The organism is Nocardia brasiliensis, from assembly GCF_042691675.1.
Taxonomy (GTDB): Bacteria; Actinomycetota; Actinomycetes; order Mycobacteriales; family Mycobacteriaceae; genus Nocardia; species Nocardia brasiliensis_D.
Map to the genome: position 1 here is coordinate 7,891,950 of NZ_CP170507.1, position 20,604 is coordinate 7,912,553.

At 66.9% G+C, this 20,604-nt stretch carries 23 protein-coding genes and 1 pseudogene; 14 read left to right on the plus strand and 10 right to left on the minus strand.

What is annotated here, in order from left to right:
• Positions 1 to 20: 20 nt before the first annotated feature.
• Entirely contained in the window at positions 21 to 995 is a 975-nt protein-coding gene (locus ACFK0J_RS36270; protein ID WP_378734211.1) for an NADPH:quinone oxidoreductase family protein, read from the minus strand.
• A 201-nt stretch (positions 996 to 1,196) separates the two neighbouring features.
• Between ACFK0J_RS36270 and ACFK0J_RS36275 the strand changes: the two genes are divergently transcribed.
• Both ACFK0J_RS36275 and ACFK0J_RS36280 read left to right on the plus strand, forming a co-directional pair.
• Positions 1,197 to 1,520: a type VII secretion target gene (locus ACFK0J_RS36275; RefSeq protein WP_378734212.1), complete on the plus strand. Its 324-nt coding sequence runs from the start codon at positions 1,197 to 1,199 to the stop codon at positions 1,518 to 1,520.
• Entirely contained in the window at positions 1,517 to 2,677 is a 1,161-nt protein-coding gene (locus ACFK0J_RS36280; RefSeq protein ID WP_378734213.1) for a transglycosylase SLT domain-containing protein, read from the plus strand. Before ACFK0J_RS36275 ends, ACFK0J_RS36280 begins: the two co-directional genes overlap by 4 nt.
• Before the next feature lie 16 nt (positions 2,678 to 2,693).
• Here ACFK0J_RS36280 and ACFK0J_RS36285 read toward each other — a convergent pair whose 3' ends face one another.
• From ACFK0J_RS36285 to ACFK0J_RS36295, 3 genes are read right to left on the minus strand one after another with little or no spacing between them, the layout of a single operon-like run.
• A complete protein-coding gene (locus ACFK0J_RS36285) occupies positions 2,694 to 3,908 on the minus strand; it encodes a hypothetical protein (protein ID WP_378734214.1) in 1,215 nt (404 codons plus the stop codon).
• A complete protein-coding gene (locus ACFK0J_RS36290) occupies positions 3,908 to 5,848 on the minus strand; it encodes a serine/threonine-protein kinase (protein WP_378734215.1) in 1,941 nt (646 codons plus the stop codon). The genes ACFK0J_RS36285 and ACFK0J_RS36290 overlap by 1 nt, the downstream gene beginning before the upstream one ends.
• Positions 5,848 to 7,704, minus strand: a complete 1,857-nt coding sequence (locus ACFK0J_RS36295; protein ID WP_378734216.1) for a serine/threonine-protein kinase — start codon at positions 7,702 to 7,704, stop codon at positions 5,848 to 5,850. Before ACFK0J_RS36295 ends, ACFK0J_RS36290 begins: the two co-directional genes overlap by 1 nt.
• A 394-nt stretch (positions 7,705 to 8,098) precedes the next feature.
• On the opposite strand from ACFK0J_RS36295, the gene ACFK0J_RS36300 reads away from it, so the two are divergent.
• Positions 8,099 to 8,875, plus strand: coding sequence for an acyl-[acyl-carrier-protein] thioesterase (locus ACFK0J_RS36300; protein WP_378734217.1), 777 nt, complete (start codon positions 8,099 to 8,101; stop codon positions 8,873 to 8,875).
• A gap of 46 nt (positions 8,876 to 8,921) precedes the next feature.
• Here the strand turns inward: ACFK0J_RS36300 and ACFK0J_RS36305 are convergent, their stop codons facing one another.
• A complete protein-coding gene (locus ACFK0J_RS36305; RefSeq protein WP_378734218.1) occupies positions 8,922 to 10,592 on the minus strand; it encodes an FAD-dependent oxidoreductase in 1,671 nt (556 codons plus the stop codon).
• Between the two features lie 158 nt (positions 10,593 to 10,750).
• Between ACFK0J_RS36305 and ACFK0J_RS36310 the strand changes: the two genes are divergently transcribed.
• The gene (locus ACFK0J_RS36310) at positions 10,751 to 11,242 is read left to right on the plus strand and encodes a SixA phosphatase family protein (protein WP_378734219.1); all 492 of its coding nucleotides are present in this window, start codon (positions 10,751 to 10,753) and stop codon (positions 11,240 to 11,242) included.
• Positions 11,243 to 11,250: 8 nt separating this feature from the next.
• On the opposite strand, the gene ACFK0J_RS36315 is transcribed toward ACFK0J_RS36310, so the two are convergent.
• Positions 11,251 to 11,454, minus strand: coding sequence for a hypothetical protein (locus tag ACFK0J_RS36315; protein WP_218471851.1), 204 nt, complete (start codon positions 11,452 to 11,454; stop codon positions 11,251 to 11,253).
• A 58-nt stretch (positions 11,455 to 11,512) separates the two neighbouring features.
• Between ACFK0J_RS36315 and ACFK0J_RS36320 the strand changes: the two genes are divergently transcribed.
• Positions 11,513 to 11,881, plus strand: a complete 369-nt coding sequence (locus ACFK0J_RS36320) for a glyoxalase superfamily protein (protein WP_378734220.1) — start codon at positions 11,513 to 11,515, stop codon at positions 11,879 to 11,881.
• 66 nt (positions 11,882 to 11,947) lie between these two features.
• Here ACFK0J_RS36320 and ACFK0J_RS36325 read toward each other — a convergent pair whose 3' ends face one another.
• On the minus strand, positions 11,948 to 12,532 hold the full coding sequence (locus ACFK0J_RS36325; protein ID WP_378734221.1) for a Uma2 family endonuclease: 585 nt from the start codon (positions 12,530 to 12,532) through the stop codon (positions 11,948 to 11,950).
• Positions 12,533 to 12,690: 158 nt separating this feature from the next.
• Here ACFK0J_RS36325 and ACFK0J_RS36330 point away from each other — a divergent pair, with 158 nt between their 5' ends.
• Both ACFK0J_RS36330 and ACFK0J_RS36335 read left to right on the plus strand, forming a co-directional pair.
• Positions 12,691 to 13,143 carry a MerR family transcriptional regulator gene (locus tag ACFK0J_RS36330; RefSeq protein WP_378734222.1) on the plus strand — a complete coding sequence of 151 codons (453 nt, stop codon included), beginning with the start codon at positions 12,691 to 12,693 and terminating at the stop codon, positions 13,141 to 13,143.
• Positions 13,140 to 14,156 (plus strand): aldo/keto reductase, encoded by a 1,017-nt coding sequence (locus tag ACFK0J_RS36335; RefSeq protein WP_378734223.1) that lies wholly within the window; start codon positions 13,140 to 13,142, stop codon positions 14,154 to 14,156. The genes ACFK0J_RS36330 and ACFK0J_RS36335 overlap by 4 nt, the downstream gene beginning before the upstream one ends.
• A gap of 61 nt (positions 14,157 to 14,217) precedes the next feature.
• Here ACFK0J_RS36335 and ACFK0J_RS36340 read toward each other — a convergent pair whose 3' ends face one another.
• Positions 14,218 to 14,388: a hypothetical protein gene (locus ACFK0J_RS36340; RefSeq protein ID WP_218471856.1), complete on the minus strand. Its 171-nt coding sequence runs from the start codon at positions 14,386 to 14,388 to the stop codon at positions 14,218 to 14,220.
• Positions 14,389 to 14,561: 173 nt separating this feature from the next.
• On the opposite strand from ACFK0J_RS36340, the pseudogene ACFK0J_RS36345 reads away from it, so the two are divergent.
• From ACFK0J_RS36345 to ACFK0J_RS36360, 4 genes and pseudogenes are all read left to right on the plus strand, one after another.
• Positions 14,562 to 14,908 (plus strand): annotated as a pseudogene (locus ACFK0J_RS36345) (carboxymuconolactone decarboxylase family protein); the annotation flags it as partial.
• A 12-nt stretch (positions 14,909 to 14,920) separates the two neighbouring features.
• Complete coding sequence (locus tag ACFK0J_RS36350; RefSeq protein ID WP_378743266.1) at positions 14,921 to 15,232, plus strand: GNAT family N-acetyltransferase; 312 nt, start codon at positions 14,921 to 14,923, stop codon at positions 15,230 to 15,232.
• Positions 15,229 to 15,858 (plus strand): pirin family protein, encoded by a 630-nt coding sequence (locus tag ACFK0J_RS36355; RefSeq protein WP_378734224.1) that lies wholly within the window; start codon positions 15,229 to 15,231, stop codon positions 15,856 to 15,858. The genes ACFK0J_RS36350 and ACFK0J_RS36355 overlap by 4 nt, the downstream gene beginning before the upstream one ends.
• 103 nt (positions 15,859 to 15,961) lie before the next feature.
• Positions 15,962 to 16,855, plus strand: coding sequence for an NAD(P)-dependent oxidoreductase (locus ACFK0J_RS36360; RefSeq protein ID WP_378734225.1), 894 nt, complete (start codon positions 15,962 to 15,964; stop codon positions 16,853 to 16,855).
• A 56-nt stretch (positions 16,856 to 16,911) separates the two neighbouring features.
• Here ACFK0J_RS36360 and ACFK0J_RS36365 read toward each other — a convergent pair whose 3' ends face one another.
• Positions 16,912 to 17,283 (minus strand): VOC family protein, encoded by a 372-nt coding sequence (locus tag ACFK0J_RS36365; protein WP_378734226.1) that lies wholly within the window; start codon positions 17,281 to 17,283, stop codon positions 16,912 to 16,914.
• An 83-nt stretch (positions 17,284 to 17,366) separates the two neighbouring features.
• On the opposite strand from ACFK0J_RS36365, the gene ACFK0J_RS36370 reads away from it, so the two are divergent.
• Together ACFK0J_RS36370 and ACFK0J_RS36375 are read left to right on the plus strand one after the other, a co-directional pair.
• Positions 17,367 to 17,837: a MarR family winged helix-turn-helix transcriptional regulator gene (locus ACFK0J_RS36370; protein WP_378734227.1), complete on the plus strand. Its 471-nt coding sequence runs from the start codon at positions 17,367 to 17,369 to the stop codon at positions 17,835 to 17,837.
• Positions 17,838 to 17,917: 80 nt separating this feature from the next.
• Positions 17,918 to 18,541: a hypothetical protein gene (locus ACFK0J_RS36375; RefSeq protein ID WP_378734228.1), complete on the plus strand. Its 624-nt coding sequence runs from the start codon at positions 17,918 to 17,920 to the stop codon at positions 18,539 to 18,541.
• A gap of 65 nt (positions 18,542 to 18,606) precedes the next feature.
• Here ACFK0J_RS36375 and ACFK0J_RS36380 read toward each other — a convergent pair whose 3' ends face one another.
• Positions 18,607 to 19,482 (minus strand): helix-turn-helix transcriptional regulator, encoded by an 876-nt coding sequence (locus tag ACFK0J_RS36380; protein WP_378734229.1) that lies wholly within the window; start codon positions 19,480 to 19,482, stop codon positions 18,607 to 18,609.
• 100 nt (positions 19,483 to 19,582) lie between these two features.
• Between ACFK0J_RS36380 and ACFK0J_RS36385 the strand changes: the two genes are divergently transcribed.
• Entirely contained in the window at positions 19,583 to 20,593 is a 1,011-nt protein-coding gene (locus ACFK0J_RS36385; protein ID WP_378734230.1) for an aldo/keto reductase, read from the plus strand.
• The last annotated feature ends 11 nt before the right edge of the window (positions 20,594 to 20,604 follow it).

Sequence of the window (20,604 nt, forward strand, 5' to 3'; positions counted from 1 at the left end):
GCTCCAGCGTCGCCGCCGTGTCAGCGCAGCGTGACCACGACCTTGCCGGTGGCGGTGCGATTGTCCAGCGAGGCGATCGCCTCGGCCGCCTGCTCCAGCGGGTACAGCACCGGCTTCGGCGCCTCGATCTCGCCCGACGCGAGCAGCGGCGCCACCTCGGCCCACTGCTCGGCCAGGTAGCCGGGGTGCGTCATCACCCACTCGCCCCAGGCAGCGCCGACCACCTCGACGTTCTTCAGCAGCAGCCGGTTCACCTTGACGGTGGGGATCTCGCCCGCGGTGAAGCCGACCACCAGCAGTCGGCCCGCCGAGGCGAGCGAACGGATGCTGTCGGTGAACCGGTCGCCACCTACCGGGTCGAGCACGATGTCCACGCCGCGACCGCCGGTCAGTTCCTTGACCGCCGCGAGCCAGCCGTCGGTCAGCACCACATCGGTGGCGCCGTTCGCCCGGGCGACCTCGGCCTTCTGCTCGGTACTGACCACCGCGATCACCCGGCCCGCCCCGAGAGCGGTCGCCATCCGCAGCGTCGAGGTGCCGATGCCGCCCGCGGCACCGTGCACGAGCACCGTCTCGCCGGCGGCCAGCCTGCCGCGGTTGCGCAGGCAGAAGTGCACGGTCAGATCGTTGAACAAAACGCCCGCGCCGGCTTCCAGGGAGACGTTGTCCGGCAGCCGGAACACCATCTGCGCGGGCGCGACGGCCACCTCGGCCATGGCATTGCCGAGCAGCGTCAACGCGACAACACGGTCCCCCGCCGCGACGTGCGCATCCGCCGGTGCCTCGCGCACGATTCCGGCCACCTCACCGCCGACGACGAACGGCAGTTCCGGCTTCATCTGGTACAGACCGCGCGTCATCAGCACGTCCGGGAAGGCGACCCCGGCCGCGTGCACGTCGATCACCACGGCGCCCGGATAGGCCGCGGGTTCCGGAATGTCCACCACCTCGACCGACTCCGGTCCCTCCAGCTTGCTGACCTGGGCTGCGCGCATCTGCCGACCTCTCTGTCCTGGCACCGGCCTCTTCCTCGCCGGTGCCGCCGTGATCAACGTAACGCGGGGCGGCCGACCGTGCTCGCCCACCTCTCCGCGGCGCGCCCCGACTCCCCCATTCCGGCCTGCCGGAGGCCCTGTCCAGCGGACCCCATTTTGCTATGCTGACCGCGACCTACGGTCGGGCGGGAAGGGGGACTCATGGTCGAACGCAATCAGCCTGCTACGACGAACATGCAGGTCGATCCCGAGGCGCTGCGGTCGTTCGCGCAAACCCTCGGCAACGAGGCGGGCGAGGTGACCGCACTCAACGCGGGGGACGCGTTTTCCGTCGCGACCACGGCCCTGCCCGGCACCGAATTCGGTGCCGCCGCACAGCGGGCGAACGACGTCGTCAACCGCTGCCTACAGCGGATCGGCAGTCGCCTCACCACCATCGCCGACAACATGCACAACGCCGCCGGGAAATACGAACTGGCCGAAGACGATTTCGCCGCGAAGCTCCGCGCGATCGGACTGCCATGACGCTCACCATTCCCGACGTGGACAACTGGAAGCCCGAACAGCTCAGCGCCGCCGGGGAACACGCGGGAACCATCTCGCAGGGTCTCGACACCGCCGTCGGCAAGGGTGCCACCGAGACGAAATCGCTCGCGGACTCGAACAAGTGGTCCGGCACGGCAGGCGCCGCGGCGAACGCGCGAATGGACACCGAGAAGACCCGCGCCTCCGCGGTGAGCGCCGCGCTGCTGGAACTGAAAACCGCCTTCACCACGCAGACGCAGAACCTGGTGGAGGCGAAAACCAAGGTGCTGCAACTGCGCGACGACGCGATCAACCAGACGCCACCGTTCGACGTGCAACCCAACGGCACGGTCGATGCCACCACCCGGATCGCGCACCTGCGCGAGCACGCGGACAAGGCGAACGTGGAGAACCTCGTCTTCCAGGAGTCCTTGCAGGCGGCGTCGCGTACCTGGGAACTCACCAATGCGTTGAAATCCGCCGAAACTGTTGCCGATCAAGCGAAGACGCAACTGGATACCGCGATCGCGAAGTTGGAGCAGGCGTTCAGTGGGCTCGGCGATCCGAGCGCGAACGTCGCACCCGCGGCGACCACGGCACCGGCCGGGGTCGATTCCGGCACGCCGGTAAACGGAATGCCGGTCAACGGAACACCGGTGAGCGCGTCACCGGTGAGCGGGACCTCCGTGTCGGACAAGCCGAACTACGTGATGGGGAATTACCACGGCTCCGGCTCCGCTTCCGGCACGCCGTATACGGGCGGGCCGAGTTCGAGCGCCCCGACCGGACCGATGCCGAGCGGTGATATCGCGAAATGGATCGCCGAGGCCAAACAGAAACTCATCGAAATGGGCTACGACCCCAAGGACATCGATGAGCGGGCCATCGCCATGATCATCCAGCATGAATCGGCGGGTAACCCGTACGCGGAAAACCGGTGGGACAGCAACTGGGTGGCGGGACACCCGTCGAAGGGGCTGATGCAGACCATCGACAGCACCTTCAACGCCTATAAGGCGCCCGGCCACGACGATATCTGGAACCCGGTGGACAACATCATCGCCGGCGTTCGCTACTCGATCGACACGTATGGCTCGGTCAACAATGTTCCCGGCGTGGTGGCGGTCGGCCAAGGTCGCGCGTACCAGGGTTATTGACCGCTACCCTGTCCGGTCAGCGTTGACTGTTGGCGAGCAATGCGTACTGCGCGGCCGCCCGCTGTTGGGTTTCCCACAAGCGGGCACCGAGCACCAGGGCCGCGTACCTCCGGTAGGCGACAAAGCAACGGAATTGGCCATTCTTCGGCGCGAGATAGTCCTGTACGCACAATGCGCCGGGCACATCCGCGGGCGGATCGACAGCTCGACGGTCAACGGCCGGACCGAGTTCCGCGGACTCGGTGACGAACCGTGCCGCTGCGGCGTCGTCCCGGGTGCGGAAGCCGAACGCGTCGGCTGTCACCGCGACCCGATCGACTCCAGCCCGCTGCAATACCGGGAACCGGCCCGACTGATCCAGCAAATAGTTGAGGTACCCGCGCAACGTCAGCACCACCTCACCCTGACCATCCGGCGGGGGGACAACACCTTGGTCGTGGATGACCCGGGCGAGTAGACCGTCCGGGTCCTGGCGCAGTGTGCTGAACTTTCCGACGGGTGTCGGGGTGAACTTGTCGAGCTCGATCACCTCGGCGTCGAGATACTTTTGGGTCGCCTCGACCAGTCGATTGATATCTGGCGTCCGCGAATCCGCGAGCACACTGATCACATAGCTCCCATGCGGGGTCGTGCTACCAAGCGTCGGCACCGATGGCCGCCAGTGTGCCCGCGAATCAGGGTATTCGGGCAGCGTGACGGCAACGTTTTCCGGATTGAGCGCGAAGTCCACGGCGTCGAGCTCGGCTGCCGCGGCCTTCGCCGCCGCCGCGTCCGGGAAGCGCAACACCGTCACGGTGAGCCCCTCCCGCTCGTGGCTGCCGGCCGCCGCCGTCGTGAGCGGCAGGACAGCATCGGCCGAACCGGTCGAGAAACCCACGACGAAGCCGTATTTCAGCAATACCGGGATCACCGGTTCGGCGAGGTACCGCGTCACCGACTGCGCGTCCGTGTGCACGAGAGCCGACGCCCCGGTGGAGTATTTCGGGTCCACCTCGTGCGGGCTCAGCACAGCGTCGGCCATTCGGGCGGCCTCCAGCCGGGCGTAGCCGACATCGTCCAGGAGGACCGACATTTTGGGTGGTGCGGTCGGAAACCTGCCGGTATCCAACGTTCGCACGTCGAGTTCCGCGGCAACGCCGGTCCCACGCACCGGCGACGCACATCCGCCCACCCCGATTACGGCGGCGACGATGGTGCAGACCGCCATGGCCGCTCGCGCATTCCAGTTCATCAACTCACCTGCGGTAGGTTTTCCATGACGTTCTGCAGCACCAATTGGGCTGTCAGACATCTGAATTCGGGATGCTCCGACATTGTCGGGTTGTCGACCTGCACCGTCACCACCTCCGCGTCACTGTTATCGATGCGCCGGTACTGGCTGCGCCGGACACAGGTCGGTGAACCCAATTCCGCCTCGTCCAAGAACACGATATTGCCGCCACCGAGGTCGAACGGTATGGGCTTTTCGGTCGGCACCGGAATCTTCGTGCGCTCGAACGAGACGGTGACCGTGCCGGTCGAGATCCATTTGCAGGTATGCAGCGAATCCGGAGCGCCGCGCACCTTTTCGCCGATATTCAGCTTGACCACGCTCGAATCGACGAGAGCGCAGGGATCGTGCCTGGCCAGTGAGCTGCGGATGTTCGGCAGTTGCGGCGGCTGTTCGGTCAGCCGATGCGCGAGTTCGGCGGCAGCATCGTCCGCGACGGTGCACAGGGTGTCGGATCGCGCACCCTGCACCCGGATCGTGATACCGAACTGCGGATCCATGTTCGCGGGGAACAGGGCACGTCCGCAGCTGTCGGTTCCGCTGGTGACGTCCTCCAGCACCGGGACTCCCTCGGCGCGTCGGCCGTTGTCCCGATAGGACTCGATTCGCTTGACATCGAAGTCGAACTGATAGCTGTCCGCCTCGGCCGCACACGCTCCCCACCGGCTCGAGCTCGGCTTCTTCGTCCAGTCCCCGAGCGATGAGACCAGTGGCTCGTCCACCACGGCGCACAGGTCTATCGAGCGGAGCTTCGTGAGGTTCAGCGACGCAAGCGGATTCACCGTCTCAGCGACCGGGCGGTCATCACTGCCACCGAAGACGGTGGGCCCGGCGATGATGCCGCCGACCACGAGCACCACCGCCGCCGCCGCGACCAACACCCGCTTCCGTCGCCTACGCAGCGCGCTCGCGCGCTGGATCTCGACGAGTGCTTGCAACTGCTGCTCGAACTCGACACTGTGCGAGGCCGGAATGGGTGTCGGCTCCGCGCCCACGAGCTGGGTAGCTTCCGGGTCGGCCAGCAGCGCCGACATCTCCGCCGCCTGGTCGCTGATCGCCTGATGCACCTCGGCCGACCAGGGCCGATGCTGCGGCGGTAGCGGGCCGAGGAAGTCGAGGAGTTGAGTGGGCGTCGGTCGGTCCTGCGGGTCCTTACTCAGGCACGGCAGCACCAATTCCCTTACCTCGGACGGCAATCCGCTCAGGTCGGGTTCGGTGTGCACGATGTTGTACAGCGTGTGCGGCAGCGACGATCCGGCGAACGGGCTCGTGCCGCCGGCCGCCATCGCGAGCACGGCACCGAGGGAGAAGACGTCACTGGCGGGGGTGAGCGGCAGCGATTGCGCCTGTTCCGGCGACATGAACGCGGGCGAACCGATGATCGAGCCGGTATGCGTGAGCTCGGAGCGGCCCTCGACCGCCCGCGCGATACCGAAGTCGATGACCCGTGGCCCGTCGTCGGCGAGAATCACATTGGCGGGCTTCAGGTCCCGGTGGATGAGTCCGGCACCGTGGATGGCCACCAGCGCGGCGGCGAGCCCGACCGCGAGCTTGTGCACTTCGTCGGCGGTCAGCGGACCGAAATCCTTGACGGCCTTGTCCAACGGCACTCCGGGCACGAAAACCGAAGCAAGCCAAGGTGTTTCCGAGTCAACATCGAAGTCGATCACGGCGGCGGTGAAGGCGCCGGAGACCTGCGCGGAGGTCTGCACCTCGCGGCGGAACCGCGGCAGGAAGTCCGACTCGGTCACCAGGTGCTGATGCACCTGCTTGATCGCGACCAACCGGCCGTCCGGCCCGACACCGAGCAGGACCCGCCCCATTCCGCCGGAGCCGAGCTGGCCGAGTAGCCGATACCTGCCGATCCGGTCGGGATCGCCGGGCTCGAGACGTGTCACCATCAGGAACTCCCCATCCGGGCCGCGACCCCGGTGATTATCGCTTCGGTAGTGGCACAGGCTGTTTCAGCGGCGGCAACCGCTGCCGGTCGCGCGGTCACGGCGATCAGTTCTCCTCGATCTTCGATGGTCGGGCGCACCAGATAGTAGGTCGCGCACGTTCCGTCAGGGTCGATCCGGCGCGCCGACGGGAAGTCGCCGAGTTTGCCGCCGTTCACGAAGAGTGCGGTGTACCTCGGGTCGGAATCGACTCGTTTGCTTTCTGCCGTGCGCAGCGTGATCACGAACGGGTCGCCCGTCCAGATGCAGGTGTGGGCGTCCACGATCGCCGGCTGGACACCAGCTCCTACCTGTGCGGCGACTATGGCCGGATCCACCGATTCACAGGGAACAAGCCGGACGACAGACGTTTTCGGCGGCTGCACGCTCGGCGGATTTGTGACAAGGCGGGTGACAACAGCTTTCAACGCATCAGCCGCCAGCTGGCAGGAATCGCCTTCGGCCGCAGTGATTTTCACTTCGACGCCGAGGATCGGCCGGGTGCGTACCGGCACCGCGCGCCCGCAGGAGCCCGCCTGCGTGGTGGTGTCGAGAACGGAGCGACCCGCCACCTGCTCGGCCAGCTGTCTTCCGGCTGCCACCGATGTTCCGACAGCGACGTCCATCCGGACCTGTCGTCGCTCCGGTCCGATGAACGTAGTTCCGCAGCGCGACGAATCCGTCAGCTCCGGCTTGACCGGCTGTCCCAAGCTGCCCACTACATCGTTGCCGAGCAACGCGCAGGTATCGGCGAGGCGCAATTGTTCGTCGGTCAGTTCCAGCGTGCGGTTCGCGAGCGGATCGGGCGCCTCGGGCGGGTTACCGCGGTCGACGAGGAATACCGTCACCGCACCCGCTGCCAGTAGGACCAGCACAGCCACCGCCGCAACCCATCTCGCGGTGCGCCGCGGCGCGGGGCGATCCGGCACCTCGCCGCCGGAATCGGCCCAACGCTCGGCCTCGGCACGGTCCTGGACGATCTGCCGCTGGATCCCCGCGGGCCAGGTGGCGCGGGCGGTAATCGCCGCCACCGAGTCGATCAGCTGCGACGGGTCCGGGCGATTCGCGGGGTTCTTGTCCAAGCAGGCAGCAACGAGGTGCCGCAGTACCGAAGGCACCCGACTCGTATCCGGATGCTGGTGCACGACGTTGTACAGCGTCTGCGGTGCCGATGCGCCGAGGAACGGGCTCCGCCCCGTCGCCGCGAGCACCAGCATCGCGCCGACCGAGAAAACGTCACTGGCGGTGCTGAGTTCGTGGCCCGACGCCTGCTCTGGGGACATGAAGGCCGGAGAGCCGAGCAGCGTGGCGGTGCTGGTGAGCTGGAGATCGGGCACCACCGCGCGGGCGATACCGAAATCGATGACGCGTGGGCCGTCCTCGGCGAGCAGGACATTCGTGGGTTTGAGGTCGCGGTGGATCAGGCCTGCGCGGTGGATTTCCAGCAGCGCGGAACCCAGACCCGCGGTCAGCAGGCGGAGGCCGCCGAGCGACATCGGGCCATGCTGGTCGATGGCTTCGCGCAGGGCGGGGCCAGGGACGAAAACCGAGGCCAGCCAGGGATCCTCGGCGTCGGCGTCGGCGTCCATCACAGCAGCGGTGTAGGCACCGGTGACCCGTTGGGAGGCTTGGACTTCGAGGCGGAAGCGGGTGCGGAACTCGGGGTTCCCGGCCAGCTGCCGGTGGATCATCTTGACCGCGACCAGGCGTCCGTCGGGTGAACGGCCGAGCAGCACTCGCCCCATGGCGCCTTGGCCGATGACGGCGATCAGGCGATGGCGACCCGCCGTGCGCGGATCGTGTGGGCCGAGCGGCTTCACCGTGTCCCCTCCCCTGGAGTGCTTGTCGGGATCGTACCGGCGCGCGGGTGACGCGTCCCGGTGTCCGGCCGACGCCAGGAACCCGGGTTACCGGCGCTCGGACCACGCGCGGTCCGACCCGCGCCCGGTCGGCGAGGAGCAAGATCACCGATCGGTTCCGGGGCACGAGGTCGTCGAGGTGGCGGATTCCGGCCCTCGCCGGGACCGGTCGACCGGTTTGTCGAGTTCCCCAGCAGCTTCAAATGCGTCATGCTTGCTGGTACAGACGTTATTTGCGGGTATATACCTGGGTAGGGCCGCACTCGGCGCGATGGTGTGACGTAAGCCCCGTAAAGTCGTCTCACAACAGCACCACACGAAGAACGCGGCACACCGTGCAGCGCGAGGAGCACCAGTGTCACTCGATCAGCCACTCGCCCCGCTTCCCCAGGAGGGCATGGGCTTTGCTTCTGCGTGGCCCATCCGGGCAGGCGATGTGGACCCCTACGATCGGCTGCGTTTCGACGCCATCGCCCGTTACCTGCAGGACATCGCCTGGGAAAATCTGCATAAGACGTTCTTTCACCGCACCGACCCGAATTGGATTGTGCGCCGCACGGTGATCGACGTCATCCGGCCGATCCTGTGGCCGGACGAGGTACAGCTGCTGCGCTGGTGCTCGGCGCTGTCGACCCGCTGGACCAATATGCGGGTGCGCGTCACCAGCACGAACGGCGGGCTGATCGAGACAGAGGGCTTCTGGATCAATATCAGCGAGTCGACCGGGATGCCCGCGCGGATCAGTGACGAGGGCCTGGCCTACCTCTCGCAGACAACCCAGGAGCATCGGCTGCGCTGGCGGCCGTACCTGACCGACACCGCACCGGCGGAGTCCGACACCGACATGCCGTTCCCGGTGCGGGCGACCGATATCGACCAGTACAACCACGTCAACAACGCCTGTTACTGGCAGGCGGTGGAACAGTTCATGGTCGAGTACCCCAAGCTGCTCGCCGGTCCGCATCGCGCGGTCATCGAGTACGTCGCGCCGGTGCTCGCGCGCCAGCACGTCACCGTCCGCAGCCGCTACGAGCCGGGCGACCGCACCGGGCGACCGGTGCTTCGGCTGTGGTTCGTGGTCGGTGGAACGACCACAACCGTCGTCCGCATCATGCCGTTGCCGCCCGAATGAGACGTGCCGACCGGAACCGCGTGGACCCCGGTCGGCGTCCCGGCACTCAGCCGCGCGCGGCCTTCAGCAGATCCTCGCGCGTGGTGAACTTGACCCGAGGGCGTCCCGCGGACTTGCCCGCCGCCCGCTCGGCCTGATCGATGGCCCGCCACCCTTCCCGGTCCACCAGGTCGGCGTGCCGCTGACCGAGCAATGCCTTCAACGAGGCGCGATCCGCCTCGGGCGCACCGAGTTTGCCCGAGGTGAAGTCGGCGATCAGGTTCTCGACGGTTTCCTCGGCGTCGATCCGGTTCGAGCCGATGACGCCGCGGGGACCCCGCTTGATCCAGCCGCTGACGTACACACCGGACAGCGGGGTGCCGTCCGCGCCGATTACCCGGCCGTGTTCGTTCGGCATGACCCCGCGCCGCTCGTCGAAGGGCAGGTCGGCGACGGCCGCGCCGCGGTATCCGATGGACCGCAGCACCAGCCCGGCGTCCATCCGCTCGGTGCGGTCGGTCGCCCGCGCCACCAATTGGCCGTTCTCCTCGAACAATTCGTTGTGCACGAACTCGATCGACTCGACCCGGTCGGTGCCGATGAGCGCGGTCGGCGAGGCCAGGTAGCGGAAGACGATCCGCTTGTGGTTCGGGTCGCGACGGCCACCCGCGTACTCCTCGGCGAGGGTGTACTTGAGCTTCAGTGACGGCTCGACATTCGGATCGTCCAGCAGCGCCTGGCTGGCATGATCGAGCGCGAGGTCGGCCTCGTCGACGATGACGTCGATGCCATTGAGGTGGGCCAGCGCCAGGAACTCCGACGACGTGTACGCCGCCTGGAGCGGGCCGCGCCTGCCGAGCACGACCACCTCGCGAATATTGCTGTGGCGCAGAGCGTCCAGCGCGTGGTCGGCGATGTCGGTCTTGGCCAGCTCGTCCGGGGACACCGTCAAGACCCGGGCGACATCGAGCGCGACATTGCCGTTGCCGACGATCACCGCGCGCTCGCCGGACAGATCGAACTGCCGGTCCGCGAAGTCCGGGTGGCCGTTGTACCAGGCGACGAACTCGGTGGCCGAGTGGCTGCCCGGCAGATCCTCGCCGGGCACGTCGAGGCGGCGGTCGGTCGACGCGCCGACCGCGTAGATGACGGCGTGGTGGTGGCGCAGCAGTTCCTCGTGCGAGATGTGCGTGCCGACCTCGACATTGAGGTAGTACTGCAGGGCTTCCCGCCGGAACGCGGACTCGAACAAGCTCGACACCGTCTTGGTGCCCGGATGATCAGGCGCGACGCCCGCCCGGACCAGACCCCACGGGGTCGGCACCCGGTCGAACATCTCGATCTCCACGTCCGCTCGGCGCAGCAGTTCGTCGGCCGCGTAGCAGGCCGCGGGACCGGCGCCGACGATCGCCACCCGCAGCGTGCCGAGTTCCTTCGGCGGCCGCGGCGGGGTCACGATCGGGTCGAAGTTGGACTCGAGCGGGTGCCGTTCGAAATACGCGGCGTTGATCTCGCGGTATCGGGCCAGCGATGCGGTCAGGTCGTCCTCGGAGAAGATGGCCTCCACCGGGCACGCGTCGACGCACGCACCGCAGTCGATACAGGTGTCGGGGTCGATGTAGAGCATCTCGGTGGTCGCGAACTCCGGTTGATCCGGGGTCGGACGGATGCAATCGACTGGGCACTCGGAAACGCAGCTGGCGTCGTTGCAACAACGCTGCGTGATTACGTAGGCCATATTGTGCAGATCCTCGAAGATGTACGTGGGCTGTAGGCCACCCGGTGGGCAGAGGTGGACAGAAACATCACGGCGCGGAACCACCGCGATGTGACGCCGCTTTCAGTTTGCCTCGAGTGTGGTCGAGGCCATGTGACCGGAGGCCTTACGGTATCCCCATGGTGCGGACTCTGATCCTCATGCGACACGGCAAGTCGGCGTATCCCGACGGTGTCGGCGACCACGAGCGCCCGCTGGCGCCGCGCGGGCAGCGCGAGGCCGGACTGGCCGGCGAATGGTTGCGCGAAACCCAGCCGCCGATCGACGCGGTGCGGTGTTCCACCGCGACCCGCACCAGGGAGACCTTGGCGGCCACCGGCGTGGACGCGCCGGTCGTCTACGAGGCCGGGATCTACGAGGCTTCGCCGCAAAGCCTCATCGAGCTGGTCCAACTCAGCGACGACGACGTGTCGACGCTGCTGGTGATCGGGCACGCGCCCGGAATGCCGTGGACCGCATGGGAGTTGGCGAGCAACCGGAGTTCGACGCCCGCCATCGAGCTCAGTCGTAAGTTCCCGACCTCCGCACTTGCGGTGCTCGAGTTCGACCGGCCGTGGCGGCAGGTCGATCCGGGAACGGGTGAGCTGGTGCGTTTCCACATACCCCGCTGAGTCGTTGGTCAGCGCAGCAGCTTGCCGCCGACCACCACGACCGCGCCGAGGATGACCAGCAGCACGAACGCGGCGAACCCGCCGAGCAGCCACCACACGACGGCGAGCGCGAGCACCACCGGTGCCACCGCGATGGCGGTGATCACGGGGCTTTCCTTGACCGTCGCGAGGGCCGAACGGGCCCTGATCCGGTTGACGTCCTTACCAGGCATGCCACCAGCGTAGGCCGGAAGTCAGGACTTTGTCGGCGACCGATGGGATGCTCGGGCGATGGATTGGAAAATCGAGCTCATCGCGATCCCGGTGACCGACGTGGATCGTGCGAAGGACTTCTACACCAAGATCGGTTTCAACGCCGATCACGATCATCGGGTCAACGAGAACATACGGTTCGTGCAGCTCACGCCGCCCGGTTCGGGATGCTCCATCTGTATCGGGGAAGGCATTACCGACGCGGCGCCGGGCAGTGTGCGTGGCATGCAGATGGTGGTGGCCAGCGCGGAGGACGCGTACCGGCAACTGGTGGCCGCCGGGGTGGATGCGAAGCCGGTGGAGACACTCGACTGGGGGAAGTTCACGTACTTCGCTGATCCGGACGGGAACCAGTGGGCCGTGCAGGAATTGCCGAAGTACAACTGACGTCGGACCTTCGGCCCGTGACCGAGTCGGACTCCCGAGCTCAGAGTGGCGCCTCCGCCACTCACGTCAGTCCAGCTCCTCCAGTAGGTTCAACCGGATGGTCAGCGGGCACGGCGAGGTGGTTGTGTAGACATCGGTCACCTCGCCGTCATCGACGTACCCGAGCTCTTCGGTGTGCCGGAAAGCTACCAGGCTGAGTGGCGGGCTCAGGTCGATGATCCAGTAGTGCGGTATTCCAGCGTCTGCGTACTCGCTTCGCTTCATGACGTAATCCGTTCGCCGGGAGCCCGGCGAGACGATCTCGACAACAAGATGAGCAGCGGATGCACGGAGGATTCCCGCTTCGGCACGGGCTCGTTTGAACTCGGCACGTTCGACCACAACCAGATCCGGCCGACGGACCGTGGCGGGCCCATCCTCCGGAACCAACTGCAGGTCGAGGTCGACATCGGGCACGGCAATCAGGTCCCGCGGAAGCTGAGGCTTCACCTGGACGTAGAGCTCGGCACCCGCGACGTTATGTTCCGGCTTCGGCGACGGCGAAATGGTAAGAACCCCCTCTTGCAACTCCCGATGGCACAGCTCGTCCTCAGGAAGTGCCAAATAGTCGGCAATCGTCAGCAGCTGCCACGGTTTCGGAAGTGCCGTCACCCTCGCTCCTCAGCTCGTCCCGCCCCTGGTCGGCTCCAGTGTCCCACGCAAGGTACCCACTCGGCCGTAACCCGACCTCGGTTTTCGTAGACTGGACTTGCTTGGAGTGCACTCCAGGTGACTAGCGTCGTCGGTGTTCAACGGGAAGGGCGAGGGTCGTGAGTGAAGCCGCACGGAACGAGCGAGACAGCGACTGGGAACGGCCGAGGTATTCGATCGGCGAGGTTGCCGAGCGGTCGGGACTCAGCCGGGACACGCTGCGCTGGTACGAGCGGATCGGGCTGATGGATTACGTCGGCCGGGACCACGCCGGTAAGCGGCGGTTCAGCAACCGCGACCTGGAGTGGCTGGCACTGATCGGCCGCCTGCGCACCACCGGGATGTCGGTGGCGGACATGGTCCGCTACGCCGAGCTGGTGCGGGCCGGGGAGTCGACGTTCCCCGAGCGGCTGGAGATGTTCCGCAATACTCGCGCCGAGGTACTCGCCAAGATCGATGAACTTCGTCAGACCGTGGCCGTCCTGGACTACAAGATCGACGTCTACGAAGGCAAGGCGCAACTTGCCCGGCCGGCCACGATCACCGTGCAGAGTGAAGGGATCAAGGTATGACCACCACCGAAACGCTGCCCACGACCACGCTGGGAGCCAGCGGCATCGAGGTCGGCGTGCAGGGACTGGGCTGCATGGGGATGAGCGAGTTCTACGGAACCACCGACCTCACCGAAGCGCGGGCGACCCTGGACCGGGCACTGGAACTCGGCGTCACGCTGTTCGACACCGCCGACATGTACGGCTCCGGCCACAACGAGGAATTCCTCGGCGAGTTCGTGCGCGCCCATCGGGATCGGGTGGTGCTGGCCACCAAGTTCGGCATCGTCCGCAAGGCCGACGACCCCGCCTACCGCGGCATCGACAACTCGCCCGAATACATCCGGCAGGCGGTGGAGGCCAGCCTGCGCAGGCTCGGCATCGACACCATCGACCTGTACTACATGCATCGGCGCGATCCGGCGGTGCCGATCGAGGACACCGTCGGCACGCTGGCGGAGCTGGTGCGGCAGGGCAAGATTCGGGCGATCGGTCTGTCCGAAGTGACCGGACCGGAGCTACGCGCGGCACAGTCGGTGCATCCGATCGCGGCCGTGCAGTCCGAGTGGTCAATATTTTCCCGGGATGTCGAGCGGACGGTGGTGCCCGCCGCCACCGAGCTCGGCGTGACCTTCGTGCCGTACTCGCCGCTGGGCCGCGGCTTTCTCACCGGTGCGGTCGCGGCGGCCGGGGAACTCGCGGAAGGCGATGTGCGGCGGGCATTTCCGCGCTTCGCCGAGGACAATGCCGCCCGCAACGCCGAACTGCTCGCTCCGCTGCGGACCATCGCCGAAGCGCGTGGTGTGACGCTGGCACAGGTGGCGCTGGCCTGGTTGCACGCGCAGAGTCGAGTGCGTGACCTGTCGGTGGCTCCGATTCCCGGTACCCGCAGCAGGACTCGGCTCGCCGAGAACGTTGCGGCCGCGACCATCGCACTGAACGATGACGAGCTGGCCACGCTGGAGCCGATCGCGGGCCAAGTGACCGGAAACCGGTACGGCGACATGTCTTTCACCTCTGCGGGCCGGGAATAACAACTACTGCGCAGCCCGGCAATCGCCGGGCTGCGCAGTGTCTGACCGAGGCTGTGCTGTCTCAGTGGAACGTACGCCCACCCAGCGACGCGCTGATCACCGCGGGTGGCGTCCAGCCGACCATGAGATTCGCCCGCTCCTGCGGCGTGAGATCCTGCCTGGCCCAGATGCGGTGCGCGCTGCGGCGGCAGGCGGCGACCAATGTGGGTGCGGTGCGGTTGCGGAACCTCATGGCATTTCTCCTTCGATGAACTTCCCATATTCGTGCCGCGCGTCGACCCGCGCGAGAGGCGACGGACGATCTCTACGAGTTCCGTATGCCGGTGTAAATGAACTCGGACCTCGGTCCGTTTGAACGCGGCCCCGTCGCGTGACGGGGTGTGCGGGCCGCTAGCATCCAATGGAGTGAAGCCCGATGTACCGCATGACCGCGTCTGGATCGACAAGCAGACGCCCGCCGTGTTCCGCGCCCTGGGCAAGGTCGCCAGCGAAGTACGCGCCGCTGGCACCGAAGTCGGCTTGGATCGCAAGCTCATCGAGCTGATCAACCTGCGGGTTTCTCAGATCAACGGCTGCGCCTATTGCCTGGACACGCACCAGCGTGCCGCGCTGGCGGCGGGGAATACCCCACAGGAATTGGCCGTGCTGCTCTGACGGACGATCAGCTATCCGTCGTCGTCTGGGCAGCCACCACGATCGGCGCGTTCAATCGCGTGTCGATCCTCAGCAAACATCCGGTACGCGCATCGAAGGAGAAGTCGACCATGACCGCACCCGCTTCGGAGTCCAAGGTTGTCCGCAACGACGAGAAGCACCGGTACGAGGTGTTCTACGGCGGCGAGCTCGCCGGGTTCGCGGAATACGAGGAGCGCGACGACGAGACGGTGTTCACCCACACCGAGATCGATGGCGTGTTCTCCGGCAAGGGTCTCGGCAGCACGCTCGCCGAGCACGCCATCGAGGATGCGGTCGAGCGGGAGCGAGCGATCCGGCCGCTGTGCCCGTTCATCAAGGCTTACCTGGACAAGCACCCGCAGTACGACGCCCATGTCATCGGCAAGGGCATTACTCGGTGAGTGATCTCGATCCGCAGCCCGCCGAGACGCTGTGCGAGCCCGCGCCCGGACCGGGCGCGGTGGCCGAGCTCTATCCGTCGCGCGAGGTGCCGCTCGGCGGCGTGCGCGGCGTCTTCCCGGTCTACCAGGCGCCTGGCATTCGCGCCGTCGTCCTGATCGGCTCACTGGCGGGCGTCACCTCCCCCGCCACCGCGTACACGCCGATCGTCGGTGCGGATGTGCGGCTGGAGCCGGGTGCCGAGGTCACCCTTCCCCTGGACCGCGGCTTCGAGCACGCGGTGCTGGTGATCGAGGGTGCGGTGACGGTCGGCGACACCGCGCTCACCGCCGGACCACTGCTGTATCTGGGCACCGATCGTGCCGAGATTTCGCTGAGCTGCACCACCGGTGCACATTTCGCGCTGATCGGCGGCGAGCCGTTCGGCGAGGAACTGGTGATGTGGTGGAACTTCGTCGGCCGCAGCCACGAGGACATCGTCGCGGCCCGAAATGATTGGGAGAACCGCGATCTCAGCCGTTTCGCGGCCATCGCGGGCCACCCGCCCGAGCAGCGCATCCCCGCGCCACCCTTGCCTGGTCTGCATCTGAAGCCGCGTAAGCGTCGGATCGGCCCAGCCAGAACCTGATCGAGACGCTGAGCGAATCGAGACACTGCGCGAATCAGCACTTGACCTCGAGTTCAGTTGAGCTTCTAGCGTGGAGCTCGACCACAACGAGAGGTGCAAAACTATGACGACAACTCCGGGCACGACTACTGCGCCGGTCACGGTGACGGTCCTCGGACTGGGCGAGATGGGTTCCGCCCTGGCGAATGCCTTTGTGGGCAACGGACATCCGACCACGGTGTGGAACCGCACACCGGGCAAGACCGATGCGCTGGTCCGCGCGGGTGCGCTGGCCGTGTCCGAGCCGCGGCAGGCGGTGACGGCCGGCGAGCTGGTAGTTGTCAGCGTGCAGGGCAACGATGTCGCGCGCGAGATTCTCGAGTCGGCAGGCGAAGCACTGGCCGGGCGCACCGTGGTGAACCTGACCGACGGCACCTCCACGGCCGCCCGCGAGGTGGCCGAGCAGGCTGCCGCACAGGGTGCGGACTACCTACACGGCCAGATCATGACCATCGCGCCCGGCATCGGGCAGCCGGAATCCGTGGTGTTCTATGGCGGTTCCGAAACCGCCTACGGCCGTTACGGTTCGGCGTTGCGGCCGCTCGCCGGGCGCGGCGCCTGGATCTCGGCGGATCCCGGCCTGCCCGCGCTGTACGGGATGGCCGTGCACGACACCATGTGGGGACTGCTCAACGGATTCCTGCATGCCGCGGCTCTCCTATCGGACGCGGGTGTAGGTGTGCGGCAATTCCTTTCCCACGCCGAGCCGTCGATGTCGGCACTCACGTCGTTTCTGCCGTTCCTCGCCGACGAGGTCGACAGCGGCGAGTTCGCGGTTCCGTTCGGAGCGCTCAAGCACCACCTGCCCTCGATCGAGGATCTATTGCGCGAGAGCGAATCTCGCGGCATCGATGCCGAACTTCCGCGCTATACCCGAGCTCTCGTCACGCAGTTGGTCGACGCCGGGCATGGGGATGACAGCTACTCCCGGGTGGTCGATCACTTCAGGAAGGGCTGACACCGCCGGAATGTCCCGTGACTCGACGAACGACGACCGGGCTGACGAACAAGGGGCTACGGAACCGCGGTGAACAGCTCGTAGCTGTGGCCGTCCGGTGCGTGTACGTAGACTCCGCGACCGCCGCCGAGATGGTTGACGGCACGGTCCCATCCGTGCTGCGGGGCGGAGCCGTAGTCGACGTCGGGCCACTGTTCCAGTCGACTCAGGACGGCGTCGAAGGTGTCGTCGTCGACGAAGAATCCGTAGTGGCCCGGTTCGACTTGTCCGCGGTCGTCGAAGTCGAAGGTGAGGTCGGCGTTCACCTGGACGGGCACGAATGGGCCTGCCGGTGGACCCACCGGCAGGCCCATCAACTCGGCGAAAAACGTTGCGGCGGCGTACTTGTCCGCTGCGGGCACAATCGTGTGGTTCAAGACGATGGCCATCACTGCCTCCAAATAGATGCGATACGCATATAAATATACGTGCGTTTCGCATACTATTGGTGGCGACCGGTTAGGCTGGCAGCATGAGCAGACGGGCGACCGCCAGGCCCGGGACCGCCGCCGACGGTGGACCCGCACTCTTTCGGCTGGTTCGATTCTGGTCACGGCGCTGGATCAACCGGACGTCGCAGGAGCTGCCCGACGAGCTGCGGCACGCGCAGCATGTCCAGGTGGTCGAGGCAGTAGCCGCCACCGTCGAGCAGGGCGGCGAGGCCACGATCACCTCGGTGGCACATCAACTCGGACTCGATCACTCAGGGGCGAGCCGCATGGTGCGCGATGCCACGGCGGCGGGCCACCTCTCCCGCGCCGAGTCCGAACACGACCGGCGCCGCACCTCGCTCGCCCTGACCGCCAGCGGCGAACGCCTGCTCGCCGACGCTCGCGACTGGCAGCGCCAGATCTTCTCCGAGCTCACCGCCGACTGGGACGAGCTCGATCGGCAGCGGTTCGCGGGGTACCTGCGACGACTGAGCAACGAAATCGTCCGCTGAGCCGAGTTGTGCTGCGCCCGAGCCTGCTAAGGTCGCCCCCGAAACACACTGCGCAGGGGCAGCGCTATGGAAAGAGCACGATGAGAGTTTCCAAAATAACCGCGACGGCACTGTTGGCCCTGGTCGCCACCGCGATCACCACGAGTGTCACGCACGCGGAACCCGCCACCGACACCCCGCTCGATGTGCGCGGCTCGTTCGCCGAAATCGCCTACCAGGTCGCGGCATCCGAGGATCGACGCGCGGCGGTGACCACGGTCCAGGACGGCCGATTCGAACTGATCCGCGACGGCCGGGTCGTCACGCTGACCGCCCGCGAGGGCAGTGTCGTCGCCGCCCTGCCGATGGCGCTGCGCATCGGCGACGAACAGGTGGCGCTACATCCGGTCATCGAGGACGCGGGGCACCGGCTCACCCTCGTCCCGGACAATATGTCGCGGACGCCGCTGCGCGATGTGAGCAGCCAGGAACGGTTCTTCGCCGAAGTCGAACGGAACATGCCGATCGTGGTGGCGGGCGCGGGGATCGGCGCGGCCATCGGCTTCGTGCTGGGCTTCCCACTGGGGCTCTTCGTCCTCGACTTCATCACGGTGCCGATTACCACGGTCCTCGGCGCCGCGATCGGTGCGGCGGCCGGACTCGCGGTGGGTGGCGGTCAGCCCGCGATCGACGCCGCTATGGAGTACCTTTCCGGCGCGCCCTGATCCAGCACGCGGCTGACCGACTCCTGAGGCTGCGACAAACGCCGAGTATGGGTCGCCATGCCGGGTCACTCGTCAGGTGCGATCACGCGCGAGAGGTCGGCCGGGGTGTCCAGGGTTTGGGTCCCGATGACGCGCAAGAGGTTCAGCTTCTCGGCAGCGTCGGTGCCGGGGCGGGGGAGGTAGACGAGCAGGCGTTGGGCGGAGTTCGGGGTGAGTAGGGTTTCGCAGACGGTGTCGATCAGGCCGACCTCAGGGTGCTGGATGCGCTTGGTGTCGGAAAGGCGTACCGCCACTTCGTGTTCGTCCCAGAGTCGGTCGAATTCCACGCTCTCGGCCCGTAATCTGCCGATGAACTCGGTGACGTCGGGGTCGCCCGAACGCCGCGCGGCGGTCGCGCGCAGGTCGGCAACGTGCTTGCGGCTCAGCCGGTCCCAGTCCTCCTCGGGGTAAATCGCCCGCGACTCGATATCGGTGAACCAGCGATAGGCATAGAAGCGCTCCCAACCGCGTCGGGTGGCGTGGTCGCCGACCAGCAGGGTGTGCATGCGGTTCTGTACCAGCACCTCACCGAGGTCGGTGACCACGGTGGCGGCGGTGTCGTCCAGCTTGGCCAGCAGGTGCATCAGGCCCGGGCCGACGTGGCGGTCGGCGAGCTCGCGTCCCGGCGCGGCATGGTCGCACAGGTGGTAGAGGTGGTCGCGCTCGTCGCTGCTGAAGCGCAGCGCCCGCGCCAGCGACGCCAGCACCTGAATGGACGGACGTGGCCCGCGCGACTGTTCCAGGCGGGTGTAGTAGTCCGTGGATATACCGGCGAGCAGAGCCACCTCGTCCCGGCGCAGGCCGGGGGTGCGACGCCGGACACCGGGCGGCAAACCGACCTCCGCAGGCGTCAGCTGCTCACGGCGGCGGCGCAGGAAGTCGGCGAGCTCGGTTCGGTCCATGCCTCCACTCTCCCCCGGAACCGGCGGCTCAGCCAGGGATCGGCGATCCCCCGATAAACGATCTCTGCCGCGATCGATGCCGGAGGAGCAGGCTCGACTCATGACGACATCGAAGATACCCACAGTTCAGCTCGGCAAGAATGGACCGGCCGTCAGCCGGATCGGGCTCGGTGCGATGGGCATGTCCGGCATGTACGGGGCCGCGGACGACGTCGAATCCACCGCGACCATCCACGCGGCGCTCGATTCCGGTGCGAACCTCATCGACACCGGCGACTTCTACGGCGCCGGGCACAACGAGCTACTGATCGGCAAAGCGATTGCCGAACGGCCACGCGAGGACGTGGTGCTCAGCGTGAAGTTCGGCGCTCTTCGCGGACCCGGCGGCACCTGGGGCGGCACGGACAACCGGCCCGTGGCATTGCGCAATTTTCTCGTCTACAGCCTGCAGCGGCTCGGCGTCGACTACATCGACATCTACCGTCCGGCCCGGCTCGACCCGAACGTCCCGATCGAGGACACGGTCGGGGCCATCGCCGAGCTCATCGAGGCCGGGTACGTCCGGCACATCGGCCTGTCCGAAGTCGGCGTCGACACCATCCGGCGGGCCGCCGCGGTGCATCCGATCGCCGACCTGCAGATCGAGTACTCCCTGATCTCCCGCGGAATCGAGGCCGAAATCCTGCCCCTCTGCCGCGAACTCGGCATCGACATCACCGCCTACGGGGTGCTGTCCCGCGGACTGCTCAGCGATTCGGTACAGGCCGGAACCACATTCGCCACCAATGATTTCCGCGCGCACAGCCCGCGCTTCCAGGGCGAGAACCTGAGCCGCAACCGAAAATTGGTCGATGCGCTCGGCACGATCGCGAAAGACAAGAACGTTTCGGTCGCCCAGCTCGCCATCGCCTGGGTACTCACGCGCGGCGCGGACATCGTGCCGATCATCGGCGCCCGCCGTCGCGACCGCTGGACCGAAGCCATAGGCGCACTGGATATTTCACTGACCGAAGACGACCTGTCCACCATCGAAGCCGCGGTGCCCGTCGATCAGATCGCCGGTGAACGCTACGCGTCCGAGCAGATGGCGATGCTGGACAGCGAACGCTGAAATTTTGGGCC

Excerpts from the sequence above, each read along its gene's own strand:
- ACFK0J_RS36275 (WP_378734212.1), top strand. The coding sequence starts at position 1,197 with ATGGTCGAACGCAATCAGCCTGCTACGACGAACATGCAGGTCGATCCC.
- ACFK0J_RS36315 (WP_218471851.1), bottom strand. The coding sequence starts at position 11,454 with ATGCCTGGTAAGGACGTCAACCGGATCAGGGCCCGTTCGGCCCTCGCG.
- ACFK0J_RS36350 (WP_378743266.1), top strand. The coding sequence starts at position 14,921 with ATGACCGCACCCGCTTCGGAGTCCAAGGTTGTCCGCAACGACGAGAAG.
- ACFK0J_RS36360 (WP_378734225.1), top strand. The coding sequence starts at position 15,962 with ATGACGACAACTCCGGGCACGACTACTGCGCCGGTCACGGTGACGGTC.
- ACFK0J_RS36375 (WP_378734228.1), top strand. The coding sequence starts at position 17,918 with ATGAGAGTTTCCAAAATAACCGCGACGGCACTGTTGGCCCTGGTCGCC.
- ACFK0J_RS36380 (WP_378734229.1), bottom strand. The coding sequence starts at position 19,482 with ATGGACCGAACCGAGCTCGCCGACTTCCTGCGCCGCCGCCGTGAGCAG.
- ACFK0J_RS36370 (WP_378734227.1), top strand. The coding sequence starts at position 17,367 with ATGAGCAGACGGGCGACCGCCAGGCCCGGGACCGCCGCCGACGGTGGA.
- ACFK0J_RS36320 (WP_378734220.1), top strand. The coding sequence starts at position 11,513 with ATGGATTGGAAAATCGAGCTCATCGCGATCCCGGTGACCGACGTGGAT.
- ACFK0J_RS36385 (WP_378734230.1), top strand. The coding sequence starts at position 19,583 with ATGACGACATCGAAGATACCCACAGTTCAGCTCGGCAAGAATGGACCG.
- ACFK0J_RS36340 (WP_218471856.1), bottom strand. The coding sequence starts at position 14,388 with ATGAGGTTCCGCAACCGCACCGCACCCACATTGGTCGCCGCCTGCCGC.
- ACFK0J_RS36310 (WP_378734219.1), top strand. The coding sequence starts at position 10,751 with ATGGTGCGGACTCTGATCCTCATGCGACACGGCAAGTCGGCGTATCCC.
- ACFK0J_RS36305 (WP_378734218.1), bottom strand. The coding sequence starts at position 10,592 with ATGGCCTACGTAATCACGCAGCGTTGTTGCAACGACGCCAGCTGCGTT.
- ACFK0J_RS36270 (WP_378734211.1), bottom strand. The coding sequence starts at position 995 with ATGCGCGCAGCCCAGGTCAGCAAGCTGGAGGGACCGGAGTCGGTCGAG.
- ACFK0J_RS36285 (WP_378734214.1), bottom strand. The coding sequence starts at position 3,908 with ATGAACTGGAATGCGCGAGCGGCCATGGCGGTCTGCACCATCGTCGCC.
- ACFK0J_RS36365 (WP_378734226.1), bottom strand. The coding sequence starts at position 17,283 with ATGGCCATCGTCTTGAACCACACGATTGTGCCCGCAGCGGACAAGTAC.
- ACFK0J_RS36280 (WP_378734213.1), top strand. The coding sequence starts at position 1,517 with ATGACGCTCACCATTCCCGACGTGGACAACTGGAAGCCCGAACAGCTC.
- ACFK0J_RS36335 (WP_378734223.1), top strand. The coding sequence starts at position 13,140 with ATGACCACCACCGAAACGCTGCCCACGACCACGCTGGGAGCCAGCGGC.
- ACFK0J_RS36290 (WP_378734215.1), bottom strand. The coding sequence starts at position 5,848 with ATGGTGACACGTCTCGAGCCCGGCGATCCCGACCGGATCGGCAGGTAT.